This window comes from Massilia sp. UYP32, from assembly GCF_050434365.1.
In the GTDB taxonomy this organism is placed as follows: Bacteria; Pseudomonadota; Gammaproteobacteria; order Burkholderiales; family Burkholderiaceae_D; genus Telluria; species Telluria timonae.
In genome coordinates this window covers 106,258-127,782 of sequence record NZ_JBNDIK010000008.1, presented here as the reverse complement: position 1 = coordinate 127,782, position 21,525 = coordinate 106,258, and the positions used below count along the sequence as shown (strand labels likewise).

Genomic DNA, 21,525 nt, shown 5'->3' with positions numbered 1-21,525 from the left:
GGACAGGCAGTGATCGATATACAGACTTTTCTTCTTGCGCTCGGGATCGGTAACGTCGGCTTTGCGATCCTGATGGCAGGATATACCCACGGGGCGCAGCGCAATCCGGGATTGCACCTGTGGATGTGGGCGCGCCTGGGCATGGGCCTGAGCCAGCTGGCCGGCTGGGCCCGTCCGATGGTCGGCCTGGCCTTCCTGGGCGGCCTGGAAGGCATCGGCTGGATCCTCGCGGTATCGCTCGAGATGGCGGCCTACTGCGTGTTCTTCGGCTTCACGCGCTGGGGCCGGATCGTGTTGCCGATTGCCGTGCTGTCGTCCGCGGTGGTGATCGCGGCCGGCGTCCATGGCGCCAGCCACGCCCAGCTCAGCGCCCTGGTGGCGGGCGTGGTGGCGCTGTTCGCCGCCGCCATGGCCTGGGTGTTGCTGCGCCGGCGCCATGCGTCCCTGCTGCAGCGGATCATCGGCATCAACGATGCGCTGTTCTCCGTCGCGGTCTCGCTGTGGGCCGGCTCGACCCTGCTGGGCAAGGGGCCGTTCGACCACGTGCTGGCGCGCGAAGCGGCCTACCTGGCCGGCTACATGCTCATGATCGTCAACGGCTTCGGCTTCCTCTTGCTGTGCAAGCAGAAGGACGATGCGCGCATGGCCCGGCTGGCCTCCACCGACTGCCTCACCGGCCTGCCCAACCGCCACGCCTTCATGGAGCGCGCCGAGCGCGCGCGCCTGGCCTCCCAGCGCCAGCGCCACCCGCTGGCGCTGATGATGATCGACATCGACCACTTCAAGCAGATCAATGACCGCTGGGGCCACGCCAGCGGCGACGACGCCCTCCAGGTGTTCGCCCGCACCGCGCGCGACGTGATGCGCGAGCACGAGACCATCGGCCGCCTGGGCGGCGAGGAATTCGCGATGATGCTGCCCGGCGCCGACATCGACGCCGCGATGCAGGCGGCCCAGCGCCTGCGCCAGGCGGTGCGCGCGGCCACCGTGATCACCAGCGGGCCGAGCTACACGATGACGGTCAGTATCGGCGTGGTGGTGCTCGATCCGAACGAAGACCTGAGCGCGGCGCTGGCGCGCGCCGACCATGCCTTGTATACGGCCAAGCGCGCGGGACGCGATCGGGTGGAAGCCGGGGATCCGGTGCGGCGCCGGGCGTGAACCGAAGACCGCAGATAAAACCAGGAACGGAAAAAGAAAAAGGGTCCGACGAATCGGACCCTTCTTCCTTGATGCTGGCGGAGCGGACGGGGCTCGAACCCGCGACCCCCGGCGTGACAGGCCGGTATTCTAACCAACTGAACTACCGCTCCGTTTACTCTGATCGTACCTTCGATCGACCATCGAGATGCTTTGGTGGGCGCTGAGAGGCTCGAACTCCCGACCTAATCCTTGTAAGGGATCCGCTCTACCAACTGAGCTAAGCGCCCATCTCGGTGGTTTCTATCTGACGCTTGTCATTGCGTCCGAAGAGGCCCGAATTATAGAGGGTGGCTTTCAAGGTCTGCAAGGGTTTTTCGAAAAAATATCAAAAACCTTTTTTCGACCCATGGCGGATGGACCGGAAGGCGGAGCCCGAGCCGGCACATCTGCATGTGTTGTAATCGCGGCGACACACGCGATATTTACTTGCCGTCGCACATGCCCATCACGGACAATACCGCCTTTGACAAGTCGGCAACCTTAAAAACATCGCAAAGATGTGCGCCTGAGATGCGCTGCCGAGGGCGGGTCATATCCGCTCGCGCACCCGGCGGGGGTAGCGTCCATAAGAAGAGGAACGGGGACATCGGTTCTTTTTTTAATCAACAGGAAACACTCCAATGACCAAGATGTCCAAGATGCACAAGCGCGTCATCCGCGCGCATGGCGCAATGCTGGCGCTGTCCGCCGCGTTGCCGATCGCACCGGCGTTCGCCCAGACGACCGAGTCCGACCAGTCCCTCCAGCTGCAATCCGTGACCGTGACGGCCCAGCGCCGCACCGAGAACATCCGCGACGTGCCGGTCTCCGTCACCGCCCTCAAGGGCGACAAGCTGGATGTGCTGGTCTCCGGCGGCGAAGACATCCGCCTGCTGGCCGGCAAGGTGCCGAGCCTGAACGTCGAATCGTCGAACGGCCGTACCTTCCCGCGCTTCTACATCCGCGGCTACGGCAACACCGACTTCAACACCTTCGCCTCGCAGCCGGTCTCGCTGGTGTACGACGACATCGTGCAGGAGAATCCGATCCTGAAGGGCTTCCCGATCTTCGACCTGGCCAGCGTCGAAGTGCTGCGCGGCCCGCAGGGCACCCTGTTCGGCCGCAACACCCCGGCCGGCGTCGTGAAATTCGAATCCGAAAAGCCGAACCTGAAGAAGGTCGAGGGCTACTACAACCTGTCGGCGGCCTCGCACTACACGATGAACGCCGAAGGCGCCGTCAACGTGCCGCTGTCGACCAATGTGGCGATGCGCGTGTCGGCCGTCGGCCAGCACCGTGACGACTACGTCAACAACTTCAGCGACGTCGCCAAGACCCGCAAGACCGGTGAACTGGACGGCTACAACGAGCACGCCGAACGCGTGCAGTTCTTGTACAGCAAGGACGGCTTCAGCGGCCTGCTGGGCTTCCACCAGCGCCAGACCAACGGCAGCGCGCGCCTGTTCCGCGCCAACCTGATCAAGAAGGGCAGCAACACCTTCGCCGACGGCACCGACCTGGACGACATCGTCACCAACGCCCAGAACTTCCAGAGCCTGAAGACCAACGGCATCAACCTGCGCCTGCAGTGGGACCTGGGCAACTACAAGCTGCACTCGATCACCGGTTACGAGCACATCATCGATTACTCGAGCCGCGGCGACATCGACGGCGGCACGCCGGCCGGCCCGGGCTTCATCCCGTTCCAGGTCGAGACCAACGGCTATATCGAGAACCTGGACCAGTACACCCAGGAATTCCGCCTCGAGTCGGCCTACGCCGGCCCGTTCAACTGGCAGGCCGGCCTGTACTTCTTCGACGAAGACGTGACTGGCGGCAGCGACAACTTCAACAGCACCACCTATGCGCGCACCTCGCGCCTGCGTTCGAACCAGAAGAACGAAGCCTGGGCCGCGTTCGCATCGGCAAGCTACGACCTGACCCCGGACTGGACCATCCGCGGCGGCCTGCGCTACACCAAGGACGAGAAGGAATTCCGCACCATCGAGGCGACCAACGTCGTCCAGATCGGCCCGTCGTCGGTGGAAGAGAGCAAGGACAAGATCAACTGGGACCTGTCGGCGACCTACAAGCTGACCCCGACCGTGAACGTCTACGGCCGCGCCGCCACCGGCTTCCGCGCACCGAGCATCGCCGCCGCCTCGGCCGAAGTGCCGATCACCGTGGCCGATTCGGAAACCATCAAGTCGTTCGAGCTGGGCGTGAAAGCCGACCTGTTCGACCGCCGCGCCCGCACCTCGTTCTCGATCTATGACTACACGATCGAAGACCAGCAGCTGACCGTGGTGGGTGGCAACTCGAACGTCAATCGCCTGATCAATGCCGACAAGACCAAGGGCAAGGGCGCCGAGTTCGACTTCGAAGCGGCCGTCAGCACCGCCCTGCGCGTGAGCGCCGGCGCCAGCTACAACTACACGCAGATCCGCGACGGCAGCCTGTCGGTGAACAAGTGCGCCCAGTGCACGGTCACCAACCCGCTGAACGCCTTTGGTCGCGTAGTCATCGACGGCAACCCGCTGCCGCAGGCGCCGCGCTGGACCTTCAACGCGACCGCCCGCTACGGCGTGCCGTTCCGTGACGGCGAGCTGTACGTCTTCACCGACTGGTCGTACCGCAGCAAGATCAACTTCTTCCTGTACGAGGCCACCGAGTTCACCGGCGCCCCGCTGACCGAAGGCGGCGTGCGCGTCGGCTACATCTTCGGCAACGGCAAGTACGAAGTCGCCGCGTTCGGCCGCAACATCCTCGACCAGCGCCGCATCACCGGCGCCATCGACTTCAACAACCTGACCGGTTTCACCAACGAGCCGCGCCAATGGGGTATGCAGTTCAAGGGCAATTTCTGATCGTTTGACAGTCAGTTCGCCTGAACCGAAGGGCCGCGCATTGCGCGGCCCTTTTTTTCGTTTTGCCCACGGTGCATGACACAAAAAACCAGAAGTGTTGCATGAATATTTATCTGCCAATTACACTATTCGCAATGCATACTTGTTCAACATCTTTATCATGGCACTAAATATTTTGCATATTTAACGATTTGCCGAAGAAATCATGTTTCTGCTGAATATGCCGAGTTAACCGTTGTATGCACGCCGAAAACGGTTGGAATTTATTCCTGCCAGTTCTTTTCTTCAAGCTAAGCTGAGTTTGCCGCCTCGAGACGGCACCGGCACCGCCGGTCCTACAACGACACAAGCGAGCCATCGCTTGACGGAAAACCTTGAAGAAGGAAGAACCATGAAGCAAACGCATTCGATTCATCCGACCGTGTTGAAGATGTGTGCAGCGGTCGCGCTGGCGCTGGGAGCCGGATCCGCCCTCGCGGCCGCCGACGCGAGCGGCAGCGGCGCGCCGCAGTTCGTCGTGGAGACAGACCGTATCATCGTGAAGTACCGCGACTCGAAGGCCGCCGCCAATGGCGCCGCGGCCCGGGTCGCCGGCCTGAGCAGCGACCGCAAGGCGAAGCTCGACCGCGCCGGCCAGCAGTTCGGCATGGTGGTCAAGGAAAGCCATGCCATCTCGACCGGCGCCCAGGTGTTCAAGCTGGACCGCCGGCGCCACCTGAAGGAAGTGGAATCGCTGGCCGCCGAGATGATGGCGCGCGACCCGTCCATCGAGTACGCCGAGCCGGACCGCATCATGACCCATATGGCGACGCCGACCGACCCGCGCTACACCGACCAGTGGCATTACTATGAAACCGCCGGCGGCCTGCGCCTGCCGACCGCCTGGGACAAGTCGACCGGCAGCGGCGTGGTGGTGGCGGTGATCGATACCGGCTACCGCCAGCACGCCGACCTCTCGGGCCAGCTATTGGCCGGCTATGACTTCATCAGCACCGCCACCATCGGCAACGACGGCAACGGCCGCGACAGCGACGCCAGCGATCCGGGCGACGCCGTGGTGGCCGGCGAATGCGGCAACGGCCAGCCGACCCGCGACCAGGGTTCGAGCTGGCACGGCACCCACGTCGCCGGCACGGTGGCGGCGCGCACCAACAACGGCACCGGCGTGGCGGGCGTGGCCTACAACGCCAAGATCGTCCCGGTGCGCGTGCTCGGCAAGTGCGGCGGCTATACCTCGGACATCGCCGACGCGATCACCTGGTCGTCGGGCGGCAGCGTGTCGGGCGTGCCGGCCAATGCCAACAAGGCGCGCGTGCTGAACCTGTCGCTGGGCGGCGGCGGCGCCTGCGGCGCGACCACCCAGAACGCCATCAACGGCGCCCGCTCGCGCGGCGCGGTGGTGGTGGTCGCCGCCGGCAACGACGCCGTCAACGTCAGCAACGCCAGCCCGGCCAACTGCTCGGGCGTGATCGCGGTGGCGGCCACCGGCCGCACCGGCGGGCGCGCTTCCTACTCGAACTACGGCACCCTGATCGACGTGGCGGCGCCGGGCGGCGACGGCGCCTATGGCGTGCTGTCGACGCTGAACACCGGCACCACCGCGCCGGCCTCGGACAGCTATGCGGCCTACCAGGGCACCTCGATGGCCACGCCGCACGTGGCCGGCGTGGCGGCGCTGATGCTGGCGCTGAACACCAACCTGACGCCGGACGACATCGAGTCGAAACTGAAATCGACGGCGCGCGCCTTCCCGGCCAGCTGCTCGGGTTGCGGCACCGGCATCGTGGACGCCACCGCGGCGGTCAATGCGGCCACCACCGGCGGCACCGCGGCCACGACCCTGGCCGAGAGCGAGGCGAACAACACCATCGCCACCGCCGACCTGGTCACCGTCGGCAACACGACCGTGAACGGCAACCTCGGCTCGACCACCGACACGGATTACTTCCGCGTCGACCTGCCGGCGGGTAAAACGCTGAGCGCGGTCCTGACCCCGGGCCTCTCCAATGCCGACTACGACCTGTACGTGTATAACGCATCGGGTTCGCAGCTGGGCACCAGCCAGAACGGCGTCGGCGCGGTGGACAGCGTCAGCTCCAGCAATACGGGCACCAGCGCGGCGACCCGCTACGTGCGCGTGACCTACTACAGTGGCGGCACCGGCGCCACCAATGGCAAATACACGCTGAAGCTTAGCTGGTAATACCTGGGTGGACGGCCTGGCCGTCCACCCAGTGCTGCAGCGGCTTGCGCCAAACGGCATTTCGGACGATACTGTATGCAATTACAGTATCGTCCCCATCCCGCATATCGCACCATGGGGCGGCATCCAGCGTGAACGCCCCGGTCCGAAAAATCATCCACTGCGATTGCGATTGCTTTTATGCGTCGGTCGAGATGCGCGACGATCCGCTGCTGCGCGGCCGTCCGCTGGCGGTGGGCGGCCGGCCCGACCAGCGCGGCGTGGTCGCCACCTGCAACTACGAGGCGCGGCGCTACGGCATCCATTCGGCGATGGCCACCGCCACCGCCATCAAGCTGTGTCCCGATCTGCTGGTGATCCCGCCGGCGATGGAAAAATACCGTATCGCCTCACGCCAGATCATGGCGATCTACCAGGACTACACCGAGATCGTCGAGCCGCTGTCGCTCGACGAAGCCTACCTGGACGTCACCGATTCCCCCCACTGCAAGGGCAGCGCGACCCTGATCGCGCAAGAGATCCGGCGCCGCATCTTCGAGACCGTCGGCATCACCGCCTCGGCCGGCGTGGCGCCGAACAAGTTCGTGGCCAAGATCGCCAGCGACTGGAACAAGCCGGACGGGCTGTTCCTGGTGCGCCCTGACGAAGTCGACGCCTTCGTGGCGGCGCTGCCGGTCAAGAAGCTGCACGGCGTGGGTAAGGTGACGGCGGAAAAGATGAACCGCCTGGGCCTGCAGACCTGCGCCGACCTGCGCGCCTGGAGCATGGACCAGCTGCAGGAACACTTCGGCAGCTTCGGCGCGCGTTTATACGACCTGAGCCGCGGCGTCGATCACCGCGAAGTGAACGTCTCGCGCGAGCGCAAGTCGATCAGCACCGAAGAGACCTTTACGCCCGATGTGCCCGACCTGGCCGGCTGCCTGGCCTTGCTGCCCGATTTATATGAGCACTTGCTGGGCCGGATCAAGCGCGCGAATGCCGAAAAATTCATCAACAAGTTGTTCGTGAAAATCAAATTCTCGGATTTCCAGCAGACGACGGTCGAGTGCGTAGGCTATGCGCCACATATTCCGACCTATGCGCGCCTGATGGAGACCGGCTGGGCTAGAGCCAGCCGCCCGGTGCGCCTGCTGGGCGTGGGCGTGCGCCTGGGCGACACCGAAACCATCGAGCAGCTGCGGCTGTTCGACGACGTTCTGGACGATTCGATAAGGTCCTGAGCTTTTTATGCGACGTTGCCATATAGCAGCGTAGAATATCGATCCTTTGAAATACTGACACAACCGGATAACCTATGTGGTTCAAGAATCTACAGATTTACCGTCTGCCGGCCCCATGGGCCTATACCCCTGAACAACTGGAACAAGCCCTCGAGCCGCAGAGCTTCGTGCCTGCCAGCAGCAATGAATTGCTGCGCCAGGGCTGGGACAAGCCGCGCCCGAACGGCGGCCTCGTCCACGTGGTCAACAAGCAGATGCTGATCATGCTGGGCACCGAAAAGAAGTTGCTGCCGGCATCGGTCATCAACCAGGTGGCCAAGGCCAAGGCAGCCGAGCTGGAAGAGCAGCAAGGCTTCCCGCCAGGCAAAAAGGCAATGAAAGAACTGAAGGAACGCGTGGCCGACGAACTGCTGCCGCGCGCCTTCACCCTGCGCAGCAACGTCTGGACCTGGATCGACCCGGTCAATGGCTGGCTGGTGGTCGATGCGGCGAGCCCGGCGAAGGCCGACGACATCGTCAAGCTGCTGCTCAAGGCCGTCGACAAGATGCCGCTGGAATCGCTGCGCGTCCAGAAATCGCCGGTCGCCGTGATGACCGGCTGGCTGGAAGCCGATGAAGCGCCGTACGGCTTCACGATCGACCAGGACACCGAGCTGCGTGCGACCGGCGAAAGCCGCGCTGCGGTGCGCTACGTGAAGCACACGCTGGAACCGGACGACATCCGCCGCCACATCGCGGCCGGCAAGCAGTGCACCCGCCTGGCCATGACCTGGAACGACCGCATCAGCTTCGTGCTGACCGAGTCGCTGGCGATCAAGGGCATCAAGCCGCTGGACGTGATCAAGGAAGGCGAAAGCCCGACCTATAGCGACGACGAGCGTTTCGACAACGACATCGTGCTGATGACGGGCGAGCTGGCCAAGTTGCTGGCCGACGTGGTCGAGGCGCTGGGCGGCGAAGCCAAGGCGTAATTGACGGCCCGCTAAGGTGATGTGGGGTGGACGGCTTGCCGTCCACCCCACAATATTTAACGGATCACATCATTTCGCCGCCGCGACTTCTTCGCTCGTGGCCGGCTCCGACTTCCCACCCGTACCACCACCATTTTCCAGCTCCCCGCTGGTATAGGTCGCCCCCTGCCGATCCTCATGCGGCGCCGGACGGTTCGGCAACGGCGGCAGCGCCTTGGCCTTCTCCAGGTCGATCCCGGCGATTTCCGCCACGCGGCGGCCATAATCCTCGTCGCAGTGCCACAGATGCCACACCATGCGCAGCTGGATCGGTTCCGGGCATTGTTTCAAATCTCCCCCGACGTTGTTGACCAGGTCGTCGCGCTCCCAGTCCTCGAAGGTGCGGTATCGCGTGCCGGCCTGCTTGTAGTCGCTGCGCGTGGTGGTGGTCTGGTAGCGGCCCAGGTGGCCTTCCACCCACTGGTGGTATTCGTAGCCCGGCTGCTCGGCTTCCTGGTAGCCGCCCATCAGGCTCGGCTCGTAGTTGATGTGCTTGTCCTCGTCCGAACCGTCGACGCCGTCCACATAGAACGTCATCTGGCCGTCGCGCTGGTTGGTGCGCGCCTTCGCCTTCTCTTGCGGCGCGTTGATCGGCAGTTGCAGGTAGTTGGGCCCCACGCGGTAACGCTGGGTGTCCGAGTAGGACAGGGTGCGGCCCTGCAGCATCTTGTCGTCCGAGAAGTCGATGCCCTCGACCAGCACGCCGGTGCCGAAGGCCGACTGCTCGGTTTCTGCAAACACATTGTCTGGGTTCTTGTTCAGCACCATGCGGCCCACCGGCAGCAGCGGGAACTGGTCTTCCGGCCAGCGCTTGGTGTCGTCCAGCGGGTCGAAGTCGAGCTCGGGATGCTCGCCGTCGGCCATGATCTGGACGCAGAATTCCCATTCCGGGTAGTCGCCGCGCTCGATCGCGTCGTACAGGTCGCGCGTGGCGTGGCTGGTGTCGCGGCCCTGGATCTCGGCAGCTTGTTGCGCGGTCAGGTTGCGCACGCCCTGCTTGGGTTGCCAGTGGAATTTCACCAGATGGGCGACGCCGTGATCGTTGACCAGCTTGTAGGTGTTGACGCCCGAACCTTCCATCTCGCGGTAGTTGGCTGGGATGCCCCATGGGCTCTTGACCCAGGTAACCATGTGCAGCGCTTCCGGATGGCTGCAGATGAAGTCATAGAAGCGCCATGGCTCTTGCTGGTTGGTGACGGGATCGGGTTTGAAGGCGTGGATCATGTCCGGGAACTTGATCGCGTCCCGGATGAAGAACACCTTGAGGTTATTGCCCACCAAATCCCAGTTGCCGTCGACGGTTTTCAGCTTGACCGCGAAGCCGCGTGGATCGCGTGCGGTTTCGGGCGATTCCTTGGCGCCGATCACGGTCGAGAAGCGTACGAATACCGGGGTCTGCACGCCGGTCTCGTTGAGCACGCGTGCCGTGGTGTACTTGGAGGCGGGCTCATCGCCGATCTTGCCATAGGCTTCGAAAAAGCCGTGGGCGCCGGTGCCGCGCGCATGCACGACGCGTTCGGGGATGCGCTCGCGGTCGAAGTGGGTGATCTTTTCGATGAACTGGTAGTTCTCGAGCGTGGCCGGGCCACGTTCGCCGACCGAACGCAGGGACTGGTTGTCGCGGACGGGATGACCCTGGCGCGTGGTCAGCGTGGGACGCTTCTCATTCATTGCCTTCTCCTTTTGATGCGGGTGATCGAGAAAGGCAGTATAGGAAGTCGAACGAGAAGACAGCGCGCGGCTGCCCTCGCTTTTAATCCCCGTCAAACAGGCGCAGGAACTATTGCTTACAGCTGCTGGAAGACGCCTTCGCTGCGGTTCTTGGTCACGTTATCCCACGGGAAAACCTGGCCGTTCATGGCGACATATACGCCGGCCGGCAGGGTCTGCGCAACGCCGCAGGCGAAGCCCAGGTTGAACAGCGCATCCGAATTGGCGATGGAATACGGGATCATGGCGCCGGTCAGCACGATGGTCTGGTCGAGCCTGGCGGCGCCGAGGACGGCGGCCGTCTCGCGCATGGTGTCGGTGCCGTGCACGATCACGATCGCCTTCTCGCTGGCGGCCTGGCACGACGCCAGCACGCGCTCGCGGTCGGCATCCTGCATGTCGAGCGAATCGAGCAGCGGCAGCACGTCGAGCGCGACCGGCACCGTCATGCGGCTGCGCTTGATCACCTCTGGCAGATGGCTTTCGCCGAAGCCGAGCACGCCGTTCAGTTCATTGTAATGCTTGTCGAAAGTGCCACCGGTGGCGATGAGTCGCAAAGTCATGTTGGTTTATCTACTCGCAGAAAAAAGGTGCGTCATGATAGCCGCAAACCATAGTGTATCCGACTGTGACTGCGCTAGAATCGTCCGGATCGGATGAGTACACTCATCGTCTTTCTTTTCTTTCTTTCCCCCGGCCATGAAAGCAGTTGCCCCCGGCACCGTCATCTTCCACCGCCATCGCGGCTATGGCGTGATCACCCACGTCAATCTGCTCACTGGCTGGATCTCGGCGCGTTTCAACGACGAGGCGCGCGCCCTCGACCTGAACCTGTCGAGCGACGAAGTCCAGCACGCCGACGGCGAGCCGATCCTGTTCCGGCGCGCGCCGCCAGACCGCATGCCGCATGCGCGCCTGATGGCCGTGGTGCGCGCATTGCACGAGGCCGGCTACCAGAAGCTGTACCTGTATTCCTGGCCCAAGCCCTCCGGCCTGCACTGGCGCTGGCACCTGTTCACGGGGCCGCGCAACTGGATGCAGCGCACCTGGCGCGAAGGCTGGTATGGCTCGGGCGCCGACTACAACAACAATCCCGTGATGGGGTGGGGCGACGTGCCGGGCGCCACCACCGACGAGCTGATCCACGCGCTGGCGAAGTTCGATCCGCAAGGGTTGGCGCAGGCGCTGGGCCGCGACGAAGACCATACCGCCTGGTTCGCGCAAGCCTGCGACCTGCTGCTGCCGGGATACATGTACAGCCTCAATATGGAACGTCCCGCGGGCGGCGGGCTGGTCGAGGCGCCGGCGGTGCCGATCGTGCCGGTACGCTCCGGCCTCAAGGCCTATACCGGCCGCGACATCGGCTGGCCGCCGGGCTGGGCAGGACTCTGGACCGGCACCCACGTGATGCCGGCGCCAAAGGTCAACCTCACGGGCGAGCCCGAACTGCGCTGATCAGCGCTATTCCAATGCCTCCGGATTGAGGATGTTCGCCGGCTCGCCTTGCGCGAACTTGACGACGTTCTCGAACGCCGCCTGGAAATAAATCTCGTAACTGTCTTTCTCAACATAGCCCAGGTGCGGGGTGGCCAGCACCGTCGGGATGCGCAGCAGCGCAGCGTCCTGCGCCAGCGGTTCGCTGGTGAACACGTCCAGCGCCGCCGTGCCCGGACGGCCCTGCTTCAGGGCGTGCTCGAGCGCGCCTTCCGCCACCAGTTCGGCGCGGCTGGTGTTGACGAACAATGCATCCGGCTTCATGCACGCCAGGTCGCCGGCCGTGACGATGCCGCGCGTCGATTCCGCCAGCCGCAAATGCAGGCTCAGCACGTCGGCCTGCTCGAACAGCGCTGCGCGCGACTGCGCCGCCTCGAAGCCGTCGGCGACGGCCGCCGCGCGGCTGGCTTCGCTGCCCCAGACCAGCACCCGCATCCCGAAAGCGCGCGCATAGCCGGCCACCAGCTTGCCGATCTTGCCGTAACTCCAAAGGCCCAGGGTACGCCCGTGCAACACCCGCCCAACGCCATTGAGCGCCGGATTGATCGAGGCCGTCTGCCACAAGCCATCCTTCAGATTGTTCGCATACGGCACGATCTTGCGGCTGGCGGCCATGATCAGGGCCCAGGTCAGCTCGGCCGGCGCGAGCGGCGAGCTGACCCCTTCGGCGATGGCGATGCCGTGCGCGGTCGCGGCGGCCACGTCGATGTGGCCGCTGACCTTGCCGGTCTGCGAGATGAGCCTCAGGTTCGGCAGCTTCGCCAGCAATGCCGGCGTAAAAGCGGTGCGTTCGCGGATCAGCACCAGGGCGTCGAAAGGGGCGAGGCGGATCGCCAGCTGGCCCAGTCCTCGGGTGGTGTTATTGAAGACCTTGACCTCATGGCCGTCGAGCAGTCGGAAGCAGTCAAGACCACGCACAGCGTCTTGATAATCGTCAAGAATCGCGATTTTCATTGGTGTTGTCAGAGTTATATCAGTTAAATGTAAACAAATAACAGGGTAGGGCATTTGCCCAAATAGCCTACTACATTACTAGGGCATTTTTCCTACTTTTTTGTAGTGGAAGGGCCCGTAAGGCGCTTTTTGGGGTGTACAATCGGCTCAGAACTTAAACGAATGACACGTATCCAACGGTGCTCATGAGACGCACTGCTCAGCCTTGCCAGAGGCTGCCGACCCGACCGCTGTCCCACCGCGATCCTGCCATGGGCCGCCCGCCCACCGTCGATCCCGACCATGGGGCGCCCCGGCCAAAGGACGATCCCGACCCAGCGATCCACCCGAATTCTTTATTGGCATTTGGAGGACTCCCATGAATCAGCCCGTGATGGGCGGCGTCGCCGCACTGAACGTTCCAGCTTACATCAAACATCAAAAGCTCATCAATTGGGTCGCGGAAATCGCCGCCCTGACCAAGCCTGACAGCATTTACTGGTGCGACGGTTCGGAAGAAGAATACGACCGCCTGTGCGCACAGATGGTCGAAGCGGGCACGATGCAGAAGCTCAACCCCGCCAAGCGTCCGAATTCCTACCTGGCCTGGTCCGATCCGTCGGACGTGGCGCGCGTCGAAGACCGCACCTTCATCTGCTCCGCCACCAAAGAGCAAGCCGGCCCGACCAACAACTGGATGGAGCCGGCCGAGATGCGCCGCACTCTGCACGGCCTGTTCGACGGCTGCATGGCCGGCCGCACCCTGTACGTGGTGCCGTTCTCGATGGGCCCGCTGGGCTCGCCGATCGCCCATATCGGCGTCGAACTGTCCGACTCGCCTTATGTCGCGGTCAATATGCGCATCATGACGCGCATGGGCAAGGCCGTGTACGACGTGCTGGGCCCGGACGGCGAGTTCGTTCCCTGCGTCCACTCCGTTGGCGCGCCGCTGGCTGCCGGCCAGAAGGACGTCGCCTGGCCATGCAACGCCACCAAGTACATCGTGCACTATCCGGAGACCCGCGAGATCTGGTCCTTCGGTTCCGGCTACGGCGGCAATGCGCTGCTGGGCAAGAAATGCTTCGCCCTGCGCATTGCCTCGAACATGGGTTATCAAGAGGCGCAAGCCGGCGGCACCGGCTGGCTGGCCGAACACATGCTGATCCTGGGCGTCGAGTCGCCGCAGGGCGACAAGAAATACGTGGCCGCGGCCTTCCCTTCGGCCTGCGGCAAGACCAACTTCGCGATGCTGATCCCGCCGAAGACCTTCGACGGCTGGAAAGTGACGACCATCGGCGACGACATCGCCTGGATCAAGCCGGCCGCGGACGGCAAGCTGGTCGCGATCAACCCGGAAGCCGGCTACTTCGGCGTGGCCCCGGGCACCAATGAAAAGACCAATCCGAACTGCATGGCCTCGCTGCGCGAGAACGTGATCTTCACCAACGTGGCGCTGACCGACGACGGCGACGTGTGGTGGGAAGGCATGACGAAGGAAGCCCCGGCCCACCTGATCGACTGGCAGGGCAAGGACTGGACGCCGGCCTCCGGCACCAAGGCGGCGCACCCGAATGCGCGCTTCACCGTGGCCGCGACCCAGAATCCGGTGATCGACCCGGCCTGGGACGATCCGGCCGGCGTGCCGATCTCGGCCTTCATTTTCGGCGGCCGCCGCTCGACCACGGTGCCGCTGGTGACCGAGGCCAACAACTGGGTGGATGGCGTGTACATGGCCGCGACCATGGGTTCCGAAACCACCGCCGCCGCCGCCGGCCAGATGGGCGTGGTGCGCCGCGATCCGTTCGCGATGCTGCCGTTCATCGGCTACAACATGAGCGACTATTTCCAGCACTGGCTCGATCTGGGCAAGAAAGTGGCCGCGATCGATCCGGCTGCGCTGCCGAAGATCTTCTGCGTCAACTGGTTCCGCACCGGCGAGGACGGCAGCTTCGTGTGGCCGGGCTATGGCGACAATATGCGCGTGCTGAAATGGATCCTCGACCGTACCGAAGGCAGCGCCGCCGCCGGCAACGCGCACCTGTTCGGCACCTCGCCATCGTATGGCGACCTGAACTGGGATGGGGTGGAATTCACCGAAGCGCAGTTCACCCAGATCACGTCGATCGACAAGAACGCCTGGGCCGAAGAACTGAAGCTGCACGGCGAATTGTTCGACAAGCTGGCCTACCGTCTGCCGCAAGAGCTGGTGGACACCAGGGTCCGCCTGGAAAGGCAACTGGCCGACTGAGACCGGCCGAGTGGGGGAGAGGCCGCTGCCGAAGCGGCCATATAAAAAAGAACAGGGGCAACGCCGGTGGCGTTGCCCCTGTTTCATTTGGGACGAACCGTGAAGATCAAGCCTTGAGCAGCGGCTTCAGGTACTTGCCGGTCGGGCTGTCCTTGACCTTGGCCACCTGCTCCGGCGTGCCGCAGGCCACGATGGTGCCGCCGCCGGCGCCGCCTTCCGGCCCCAGGTCGACGATCCAGTCCGCGGTCTTGATCACGTCCAGGTTGTGCTCGATGATGGCGAGCGTATTGCCCTGGTCGCGCAGGCGGTGGATCACCTTCAGCAGCAAGTCGATGTCGGCGAAGTGCAGGCCGGTGGTTGGTTCATCCAGGATGTACAAGGTGCGTCCGGTGTCGCGCTTGGACAGCTCGAGCGACAGCTTGACGCGCTGCGCCTCGCCGCCCGACAGCGTGGTCGCGCTTTGTCCCAGCTTGATGTAGCCCAGGCCCACGTCGAGCAAGGTCTGGAGTTTACGCGCGATGACCGGCACCGGCTTGAAGAACTCGTGCGCATCCTCGACCGTCATGTCCAGCACTTCGGTGATGTTCTTGCCCTTGTACTGCACTTCCAGCGTTTCGCGGTTGTAGCGCTTGCCGTGGCAGACGTCGCACGGCACGTACACGTCCGGCAAGAAGTGCATCTCGACCTTGATCACGCCATCGCCCTGGCAGGCTTCGCAGCGGCCGCCCTTGACGTTGAACGAGAAGCGGCCGGCGCTGTATCCGCGTTCCTTCGCGGTCGGCACGGTCGCGAACAGGTCGCGGATCGGCGTGAACAGGCCGGTATAGGTCGCCGGGTTCGAACGCGGCGTGCGGCCGATCGGCGCCTGGTCGACCGAGATCACCTTGTCGAAGTGTTCCAGGCCGTGGATCGAGCTGTGCTCGGCCGGCTCGGTCTGCGAACCGTACAGGTGGCGCGACAGCGCCGGATACAGCGTGTCGTTGATCAGCGTCGACTTGCCGGAGCCCGAAACGCCCGTCACGCAGGTCATCAGGCCCACCGGCAAGGTCAGGGTCACATCCTTCAGGTTATTACCCTTCGCACCCGTGATCACCAGCTGGCGCGCCGGGTCGGCCTTGGTGCGCTTCTTCGGCACTTCGATCTTGCGCCGGCCGTCAAGATATTGCGCGGTCAGCGAATGCTCGTTGTTCATGATCTGCTCGAGCGTGCCCTCGGCGATCACGGCGCCGCCGTGCACGCCTGCGCCCGGACCCATGTCGACGATGTAGTCGGCGGTGCGGATCGCGTCTTCGTCGTGCTCGACCACCAGCACGCTATTGCCGATGTCGCGCAAATGCTTCAGGGTGGCGATCAGGCGATCGTTGTCACGCTGGTGCAGGCCGATCGACGGTTCGTCGAGCACGTACATGACGCCGGTCAGGCCCGAGCCGATCTGCGAGGCCAGGCGGATACGCTGGGCTTCGCCGCCGGACAGGGTATCCGCGCTGCGGTCGAGCGACAGGTAGTCCAGCCCGACGTTGTTCAGGAACTTCAGGCGCGAGACGATTTCTTTGATCACCCGCTCGGCGATGTCGCGCTTGGCGCCGCTCAGTTCAAGCTTGTCGAAGTAGTCCAGCGTTTCGCGCAGGGGCTTGTCCGACACCTCATAAATGGCGCGCTGCTGCTCGCCCTGGCCGATCTTGACGAAACGCGCTTCGGTGCGCAGGCGCGCGCCTTCGCAGGCCGGGCACTTCTTTTCGTTGATGAACTTGGCCAGCTCTTCCTTGACCGCCATGGAGTCGGTCTCGCGGTAGCGCCGCTGCAGGTTGTTGACCACGCCTTCGAAGGTGTGCTCGCGGATCACGGTGCGGCCACGCTCGTTCACATAGCTGAACGGGATCGCGGTCTTGCCGGAGCCGAACAATACGGCTTCCTGCGACGATTTCGGCAATTGCTCGAAAGGCTTGTCGAGGTCGAAGTCGTAATGGGCCGCCAGGCTCTGCAGCATCTGGAAGTAGAACTGGTTGCGGCGGTCCCAGCCCTTGACGGCGCCGGACGCCAGCGACAGGTGCGGGAAGGCCACGATGCGCTTCGGATCGAAGAACTCGATATGGCCCAGGCCATCGCATTCCTGGCAGGCGCCCATCGGGTTATTGAACGAGAACAGGCGTGGTTCCAGCTCTTGCAGCGAGTAGCCGCAAACATTGCAGGCGAACTTGTTCGAGAAGACGGTTTCCTTCTCGGTATCCATCTCATAGGCCACGGCGCGGCCATCGGCCAGGCGCAGGGCGGTCTCGAAGCTTTCGGCCAGGCGCTGCTTGATGTCCGGGTTCACTTTCACCCGGTCGATCACGACATCGATGCTGTGCTTTTCGGTCTTCTTGAGCTTGGGCAGCTCGTCGATCTCGTAGATCTTGGCAGGGTTGACGCCGCTGGCGATGCGGAAGCGCACGAAGCCCTGGGCCTGCATGGCCTGGAACAGGTCGCCGTGTTCGCCCTTGCGGCCGGCCACGACCGGCGCAAGGATCATCAGCTTGGTGCCTTCCGGCATGGCAAGCACCGCATCGACCATCTGCGACACGGTCTGGGCCGACAGCGGCTCATGCGGGTGTTGCGGGCAATACGGCGTGCCGACGCGCGCGTACAGCAGGCGCAGGTAATCGTGGATCTCGGTGACGGTGCCGACGGTCGAGCGCGGGTTGTGCGAGGTCGCCTTCTGCTCGATCGAGATCGCCGGCGACAGGCCTTCGATCAGGTCGACGTCCGGCTTTTCCATCAGTTGCAGGAACTGGCGCGCATACGCCGACAGCGATTCGACGTAGCGGCGCTGGCCTTCGGCATACAGGGTGTCGAAGGCGAGCGAGGATTTGCCCGAGCCCGACAGGCCGGTGATCACGATCAGCTTGTTGCGTGGCAGGTCGAGGTTGATGTTCTTCAGATTGTGCGTGCGGGCACCACGAATGCGAATTTCTTCCATTAAGTTCGGCAGACTTTCTATCAGTTTTTGCGGGGCCGCAGACGCCAGCAGCGCGGTAAGCGGGCCAATCGGGGAGAACCCGTAAGTGTAGCGCGTTTTTGTTTCGGCTGTACATTCATCCAGTGGTTGGTGTACAGCGATGGCAGAACAGCACGGGGCCCGGATGCGCTTGCAACCGGCCGGCGCCGTCCGGGATATGTGGGCGTCTTCAAGGACGCTTCAATGGCAAATCGTTCAGAATCCCAAAATAATTTATGGCGCCCGGCTGTTCCTTCACGCAGGTTTTTTCAGCATCCCGGCGTCAAGTCTTTGTTGCTCTCAGGTTACAATTTACTTCTTTGGGCGAGGGCTTGTGCAATGCAGATTTTTACCGAAGACGACTTCAGCGGCGAACAGCCGGACCACCCATGGGCGGCGCAATTCACCGTCATGTCGTATGCGAGCGGCGGCTACACCAGCATCCCGCACGGGTTCTTCCGTAACTGGCTGGACGAAGAAGCCACCCATGGCTATTTCTACATTGGCCGCTGTTCGGGATTGGGCGTGGGTTCCATCGCCAAGTACGATGCCGGAAAACAGAACCTGGCGGTGGGGCGCTTCGTCGCCGGCGGCTTGCGCCTGCGCTTCCTGTTGAATGGCCAGCACGACATGCGGACCATCTCGACTAGTATGTTCTCGGTCCAGGGCATGGGCTTGCGCAATGCGCCGCCGCCGCAATATGCCGATACCGTGATCAAGAACGACGTCTGGATCGGCGACGAGACCATGGTGCTGGGCGGCAGTGTGATCGAGAATGGCTGCGTGATCGGCGCCCGTTCCGTCCTGCCGCCCAACTTTCGTTCCGAGCCGTACGGGATCTATGCCGGCTCGCCGGCGCGCCTGATCCGCTTCCGTTTCTCGGAGAAAGTGCGCGCCGCGCTGGTCGAACTCGCCTGGTGGGACATGCCGCTGAGCTGGATCCGCGACAATAACGACGCCTTCCTTCAAGACATGACGCAGGACGAGGATGCGGCGCTGGCCACCATCGCCAAGCTGATCGAGCGCCGCAAGGCCTACGAGGCCGAGCATGGCCCGCAGACCTGACATTGCGTCCGATTGAGGAAGCTCACCGGCCAGGATTTATCACGTTTTGATGCATTAAAAACCACGAACAAATTCTGCTGAACAGGCATAATATCGGGTTGCAGCACACAGTTCCCTGACGCTTAGTCAAGTGCAGAGTCAGGGCTCACAACACCATTCAAGGAACCATCATGGCATCAGTCAACAAGGTCATCATCGTCGGCAATCTCGGCCGCGATCCCGAAATCCGCTACATGCCGAGCGGCGACGCCATCGCGAACATCGCGGTCGCCACTTCCTACCGCTCGAAGGACCGCAATACCGGCGAACAGAAAGAACTGACCGAGTGGCACCGCATCTCCTTCTTCGGCCGCCTGGCCGAGATCGTGGGCCAGTACCTCAAGAAAGGTTCGTCGGTCTACGTCGAAGGCCGCCTGCAGACCCGCAAGTACACCGACAAGGACGGCATCGAGCGCTACGCCACCGACATCATCGCTGAAAACATGCAGATGCTGGGCGGTCGCCAGGGTATGGGCGGCGACAGCATGGGTGGCGGTATGGGCGGCGGCATGGACGACGACTACTCGGCCCCGCAGCGTCCGGCTCCGCGCCAGGCGCCACCGGCTCCGGCCGCGCGTCCGCAGCCGAAACCGGCGCCGAACTTCTCGGATATGGATGACGATATTCCGTTCTAAGTGCGCCGTTTAATCTTATAAATCAAGTACTTACGGCATTTATGCCTGTAGTGTAGCTTACTTGGGAAGCTACTGGCAACCCGTCCCACCTTCGTTGGTAACAACTGTAATCCCGAAAGGGAGAGGGGAAAGCAGCATGGCGGGAAAAGGCGGAGACGCGGGGAAAAGACCTACCTTGCTTCCGTCATGCCAAGTCCCGTATGGCTAAGCCTGTATTGGTTGAACCATAGTCCTAAGCCGGGTTCGGGATCTCACCGACGCAGGGTCTTTGAAGCGTCGGTTCGGAAGAGTCACCACAGGCTCCACCAAGGCGCTCTCCCGGACAACCGGTTTTGGAAAAATGTTGATACTGTTGATGGAGAGCCGGATGCGTAGAAATGCGCAAGTCCGGTTCGGAGGGAGGGTAACGGGCGACTCTTGAGCGTCACGTACCCTACCCTACGATTTCCGGTCTGATCGGTACGACAAACCCTGCGAGTGCATCATTCGCAGGGTTTTTTTTATAGTGCAGCCTATTCAAGACACTAGCGCCGCGCCGCCTTCAGGAACAAGCCATGCGCCGGCGCGAAGTTCGCATGCAGCGGCAAATAAGCTGCGCCGATGACCTTGGCCGTCATCCCGATCGTTCCCGCCATCACCAGCGGCCGCTCGGTGCCCTGCCAGCTGTAGCGCGTCATCTGCTCCTGCACCGCGGCGATCAGGCGTTCGAGCAGGGCGCGGCTGACGGCGCCGTCGACGATCACGCCGTCCAGGTCGAGCAGGCAGGCCGCGCCGGTGACGCCGAAGGTGATCGCATTGGCGGCTTCCTCGACCCATTGCAGGGTCACCGCTTCCCATGGGCCGCTCAAGAGGCGGTCGTCGCCGAACGCCAGCGGCGCCAATCCCGCCTGCGCATGCATCTCTTCCAGCCGCACCAGTGAGGCCGCCCCGAGCAGTTGCGGCGCCACGCCGCGTTCGTCCGTTCCGGCCAGGCCCAATGGCATCGAACCGATCGCGCCGGCGTTGCCGAACTGGCCGCTGTGCGGCTCGCCGTCGATCACCAGGCCGCCGCCGACCAGGGTGTCCACGAACACGTACAGATAGCTTTTCAGCTTGCGTCCGCGGCCGGCCACCAGTTCGGCCACGCAGGCCGCGATCGTGTCCTTGGCGAAGTCCACGCGCAGCGGCGTCATGGCCTGCAGGCGGATGCGCAGGTCGACCCGGCGCCAGGCTTCGGCCTGATGCGGCAGCAGGCTTTCCAGGCCGTGCCAGGTGCCCAGCGTGAGCGGGGCGGCCAGGCCGATGCCGGTCAGGCGCGGGGCCAGCTCCGGGCCGAGGAAGTCGTCCACCTCGCGCAGCCTGGCATCGATGGCGGCGAAGACCTGCTCCACGTCGGGGCTGGCGTAGGGCGTCGACGACTGCCAGCGCAGCGCGCCCGTGAAATCGAGCAGGACCACGTCCAGCGCGCGCCTGCCGATCTGGATGCCGATCGAGAACGCGCCTTCCGGATTAAGGGCGATCGGCTGCGACGGCTGGCCGACCTTGCCGCGCACGGCGTCGCGCTTGACCACCAGTTGCTCGTCCAGCAGGCGGTTGATGATTACCGAGGCGGTCTGGGTGCTCAGATTGGTCAGGCGCGCGACTTCGGCCTTGGGCAGGCTGCCATGGGTGCGGATCGCCTGCAGCACGACCCGCTCGTTGAACTCGCGCATGCCGACCTGGTTCGAGCCGACGGTGCGCAGCAGCGGCATGGTGGCGGGGTCAAAGGCGGGAGGCGGTGCGTTATAGGACGGCATGGCGCGGCGTTCGATGGGCAAGACAGCGGGAGACGGTAAGTATACGTCCTTCCGCTAAATAAACCTATGCGACTTATTTTTCGGGCCGATCGGGCGCTGTTGGTCGCCGCGCTGGGCCGCTTCGCGCTCGCCCGCCAAAAAATAATGCGGTGACAACTGGTCGAACTTGG

Annotated in this window: 14 protein-coding genes and 2 tRNA genes; 9 read left to right on the top strand and 7 right to left on the bottom strand. The window is 63.6% G+C overall.

The features are described 5' to 3' along the window. The first annotated feature begins 9 nt into the window (after positions 1-9). A complete protein-coding gene (locus ABIB42_RS08305) occupies positions 10-1,161 on the top strand; it encodes a GGDEF domain-containing protein (RefSeq protein ID WP_429248209.1) in 1,152 nt (383 codons plus the stop codon). Positions 1,162-1,236: 75 nt separating this feature from the next. Here the strand turns inward: ABIB42_RS08305 and ABIB42_RS08300 are convergent. Both ABIB42_RS08300 and ABIB42_RS08295 read right to left on the bottom strand, forming a co-directional pair. Further along, positions 1,237-1,313, bottom strand: a tRNA-Asp gene (locus ABIB42_RS08300). A gap of 41 nt (positions 1,314-1,354) precedes the next feature. Next, positions 1,355-1,430: transfer RNA gene (locus ABIB42_RS08295), tRNA-Val, on the bottom strand. 393 nt (positions 1,431-1,823) lie between these two features. On the opposite strand from ABIB42_RS08295, the gene ABIB42_RS08290 reads away from it, so the two are divergent. The 4 genes from ABIB42_RS08290 (at position 1,824) to ABIB42_RS08275 (ending at position 8,443) form a co-directional block, all read left to right on the top strand. Continuing rightward, entirely contained in the window at positions 1,824-4,049 is a 2,226-nt protein-coding gene (locus tag ABIB42_RS08290) for a TonB-dependent receptor (RefSeq protein WP_005664439.1), read from the top strand. 391 nt (positions 4,050-4,440) lie between these two features. Beyond that, positions 4,441-6,252, top strand: coding sequence for a S8 family peptidase (locus ABIB42_RS08285; protein WP_429248208.1), 1,812 nt, complete (start codon positions 4,441-4,443; stop codon positions 6,250-6,252). A gap of 104 nt (positions 6,253-6,356) precedes the next feature. Beyond that, a complete protein-coding gene (gene dinB / locus ABIB42_RS08280; RefSeq protein ID WP_429248219.1) occupies positions 6,357-7,472 on the top strand; it encodes a DNA polymerase IV in 1,116 nt (371 codons plus the stop codon). Between the two features lie 74 nt (positions 7,473-7,546). Next, on the top strand, positions 7,547-8,443 hold the full coding sequence (locus ABIB42_RS08275; protein WP_429248207.1) for a recombination-associated protein RdgC: 897 nt from the start codon (positions 7,547-7,549) through the stop codon (positions 8,441-8,443). Positions 8,444-8,512: 69 nt separating this feature from the next. On the opposite strand, the gene ABIB42_RS08270 is transcribed toward ABIB42_RS08275, so the two are convergent. Then, positions 8,513-10,153 carry a catalase gene (locus ABIB42_RS08270; protein WP_429248206.1) on the bottom strand — a complete coding sequence of 547 codons (1,641 nt, stop codon included), beginning with the start codon at positions 10,151-10,153 and terminating at the stop codon, positions 8,513-8,515. Between the two features lie 116 nt (positions 10,154-10,269). Continuing rightward, on the bottom strand, positions 10,270-10,755 hold the full coding sequence (locus ABIB42_RS08265; RefSeq protein ID WP_429248205.1) for an asparaginase domain-containing protein: 486 nt from the start codon (positions 10,753-10,755) through the stop codon (positions 10,270-10,272). A 136-nt stretch (positions 10,756-10,891) separates the two neighbouring features. Between ABIB42_RS08265 and ABIB42_RS08260 the strand changes: the two genes are divergently transcribed. Then, on the top strand, positions 10,892-11,647 hold the full coding sequence (locus ABIB42_RS08260; protein WP_005664452.1) for a hypothetical protein: 756 nt from the start codon (positions 10,892-10,894) through the stop codon (positions 11,645-11,647). A gap of 6 nt (positions 11,648-11,653) precedes the next feature. On the opposite strand, the gene ABIB42_RS08255 is transcribed toward ABIB42_RS08260, so the two are convergent. Next, entirely contained in the window at positions 11,654-12,640 is a 987-nt protein-coding gene (locus ABIB42_RS08255; RefSeq protein ID WP_429248204.1) for a D-2-hydroxyacid dehydrogenase family protein, read from the bottom strand. Positions 12,641-12,998: 358 nt separating this feature from the next. Between ABIB42_RS08255 and ABIB42_RS08250 the strand changes: the two genes are divergently transcribed. Then, a complete protein-coding gene (locus ABIB42_RS08250; protein WP_184240174.1) occupies positions 12,999-14,867 on the top strand; it encodes a phosphoenolpyruvate carboxykinase (GTP) in 1,869 nt (622 codons plus the stop codon). A gap of 106 nt (positions 14,868-14,973) precedes the next feature. Here the strand turns inward: ABIB42_RS08250 and uvrA are convergent, their stop codons facing one another. Further along, positions 14,974-17,823: an excinuclease ABC subunit UvrA gene (uvrA, locus tag ABIB42_RS08245; protein WP_219861806.1), complete on the bottom strand. Its 2,850-nt coding sequence runs from the start codon at positions 17,821-17,823 to the stop codon at positions 14,974-14,976. 357 nt (positions 17,824-18,180) lie between these two features. Between uvrA and ABIB42_RS08240 the strand changes: the two genes are divergently transcribed. Continuing rightward, the gene (locus ABIB42_RS08240; protein ID WP_429248203.1) at positions 18,181-18,906 is read left to right on the top strand and encodes an acetyltransferase; all 726 of its coding nucleotides are present in this window, start codon (positions 18,181-18,183) and stop codon (positions 18,904-18,906) included. Positions 18,907-19,076: 170 nt separating this feature from the next. Beyond that, positions 19,077-19,580, top strand: a complete 504-nt coding sequence (ssb, locus tag ABIB42_RS08235) for a single-stranded DNA-binding protein (RefSeq protein WP_005664461.1) — start codon at positions 19,077-19,079, stop codon at positions 19,578-19,580. A gap of 524 nt (positions 19,581-20,104) precedes the next feature. On the opposite strand, the gene ABIB42_RS08230 is transcribed toward ssb, so the two are convergent. Beyond that, complete coding sequence (locus ABIB42_RS08230) at positions 20,105-21,355, bottom strand: ROK family transcriptional regulator (RefSeq protein ID WP_429248202.1); 1,251 nt, start codon at positions 21,353-21,355, stop codon at positions 20,105-20,107. Positions 21,356-21,525 lie beyond the last annotated feature (170 nt).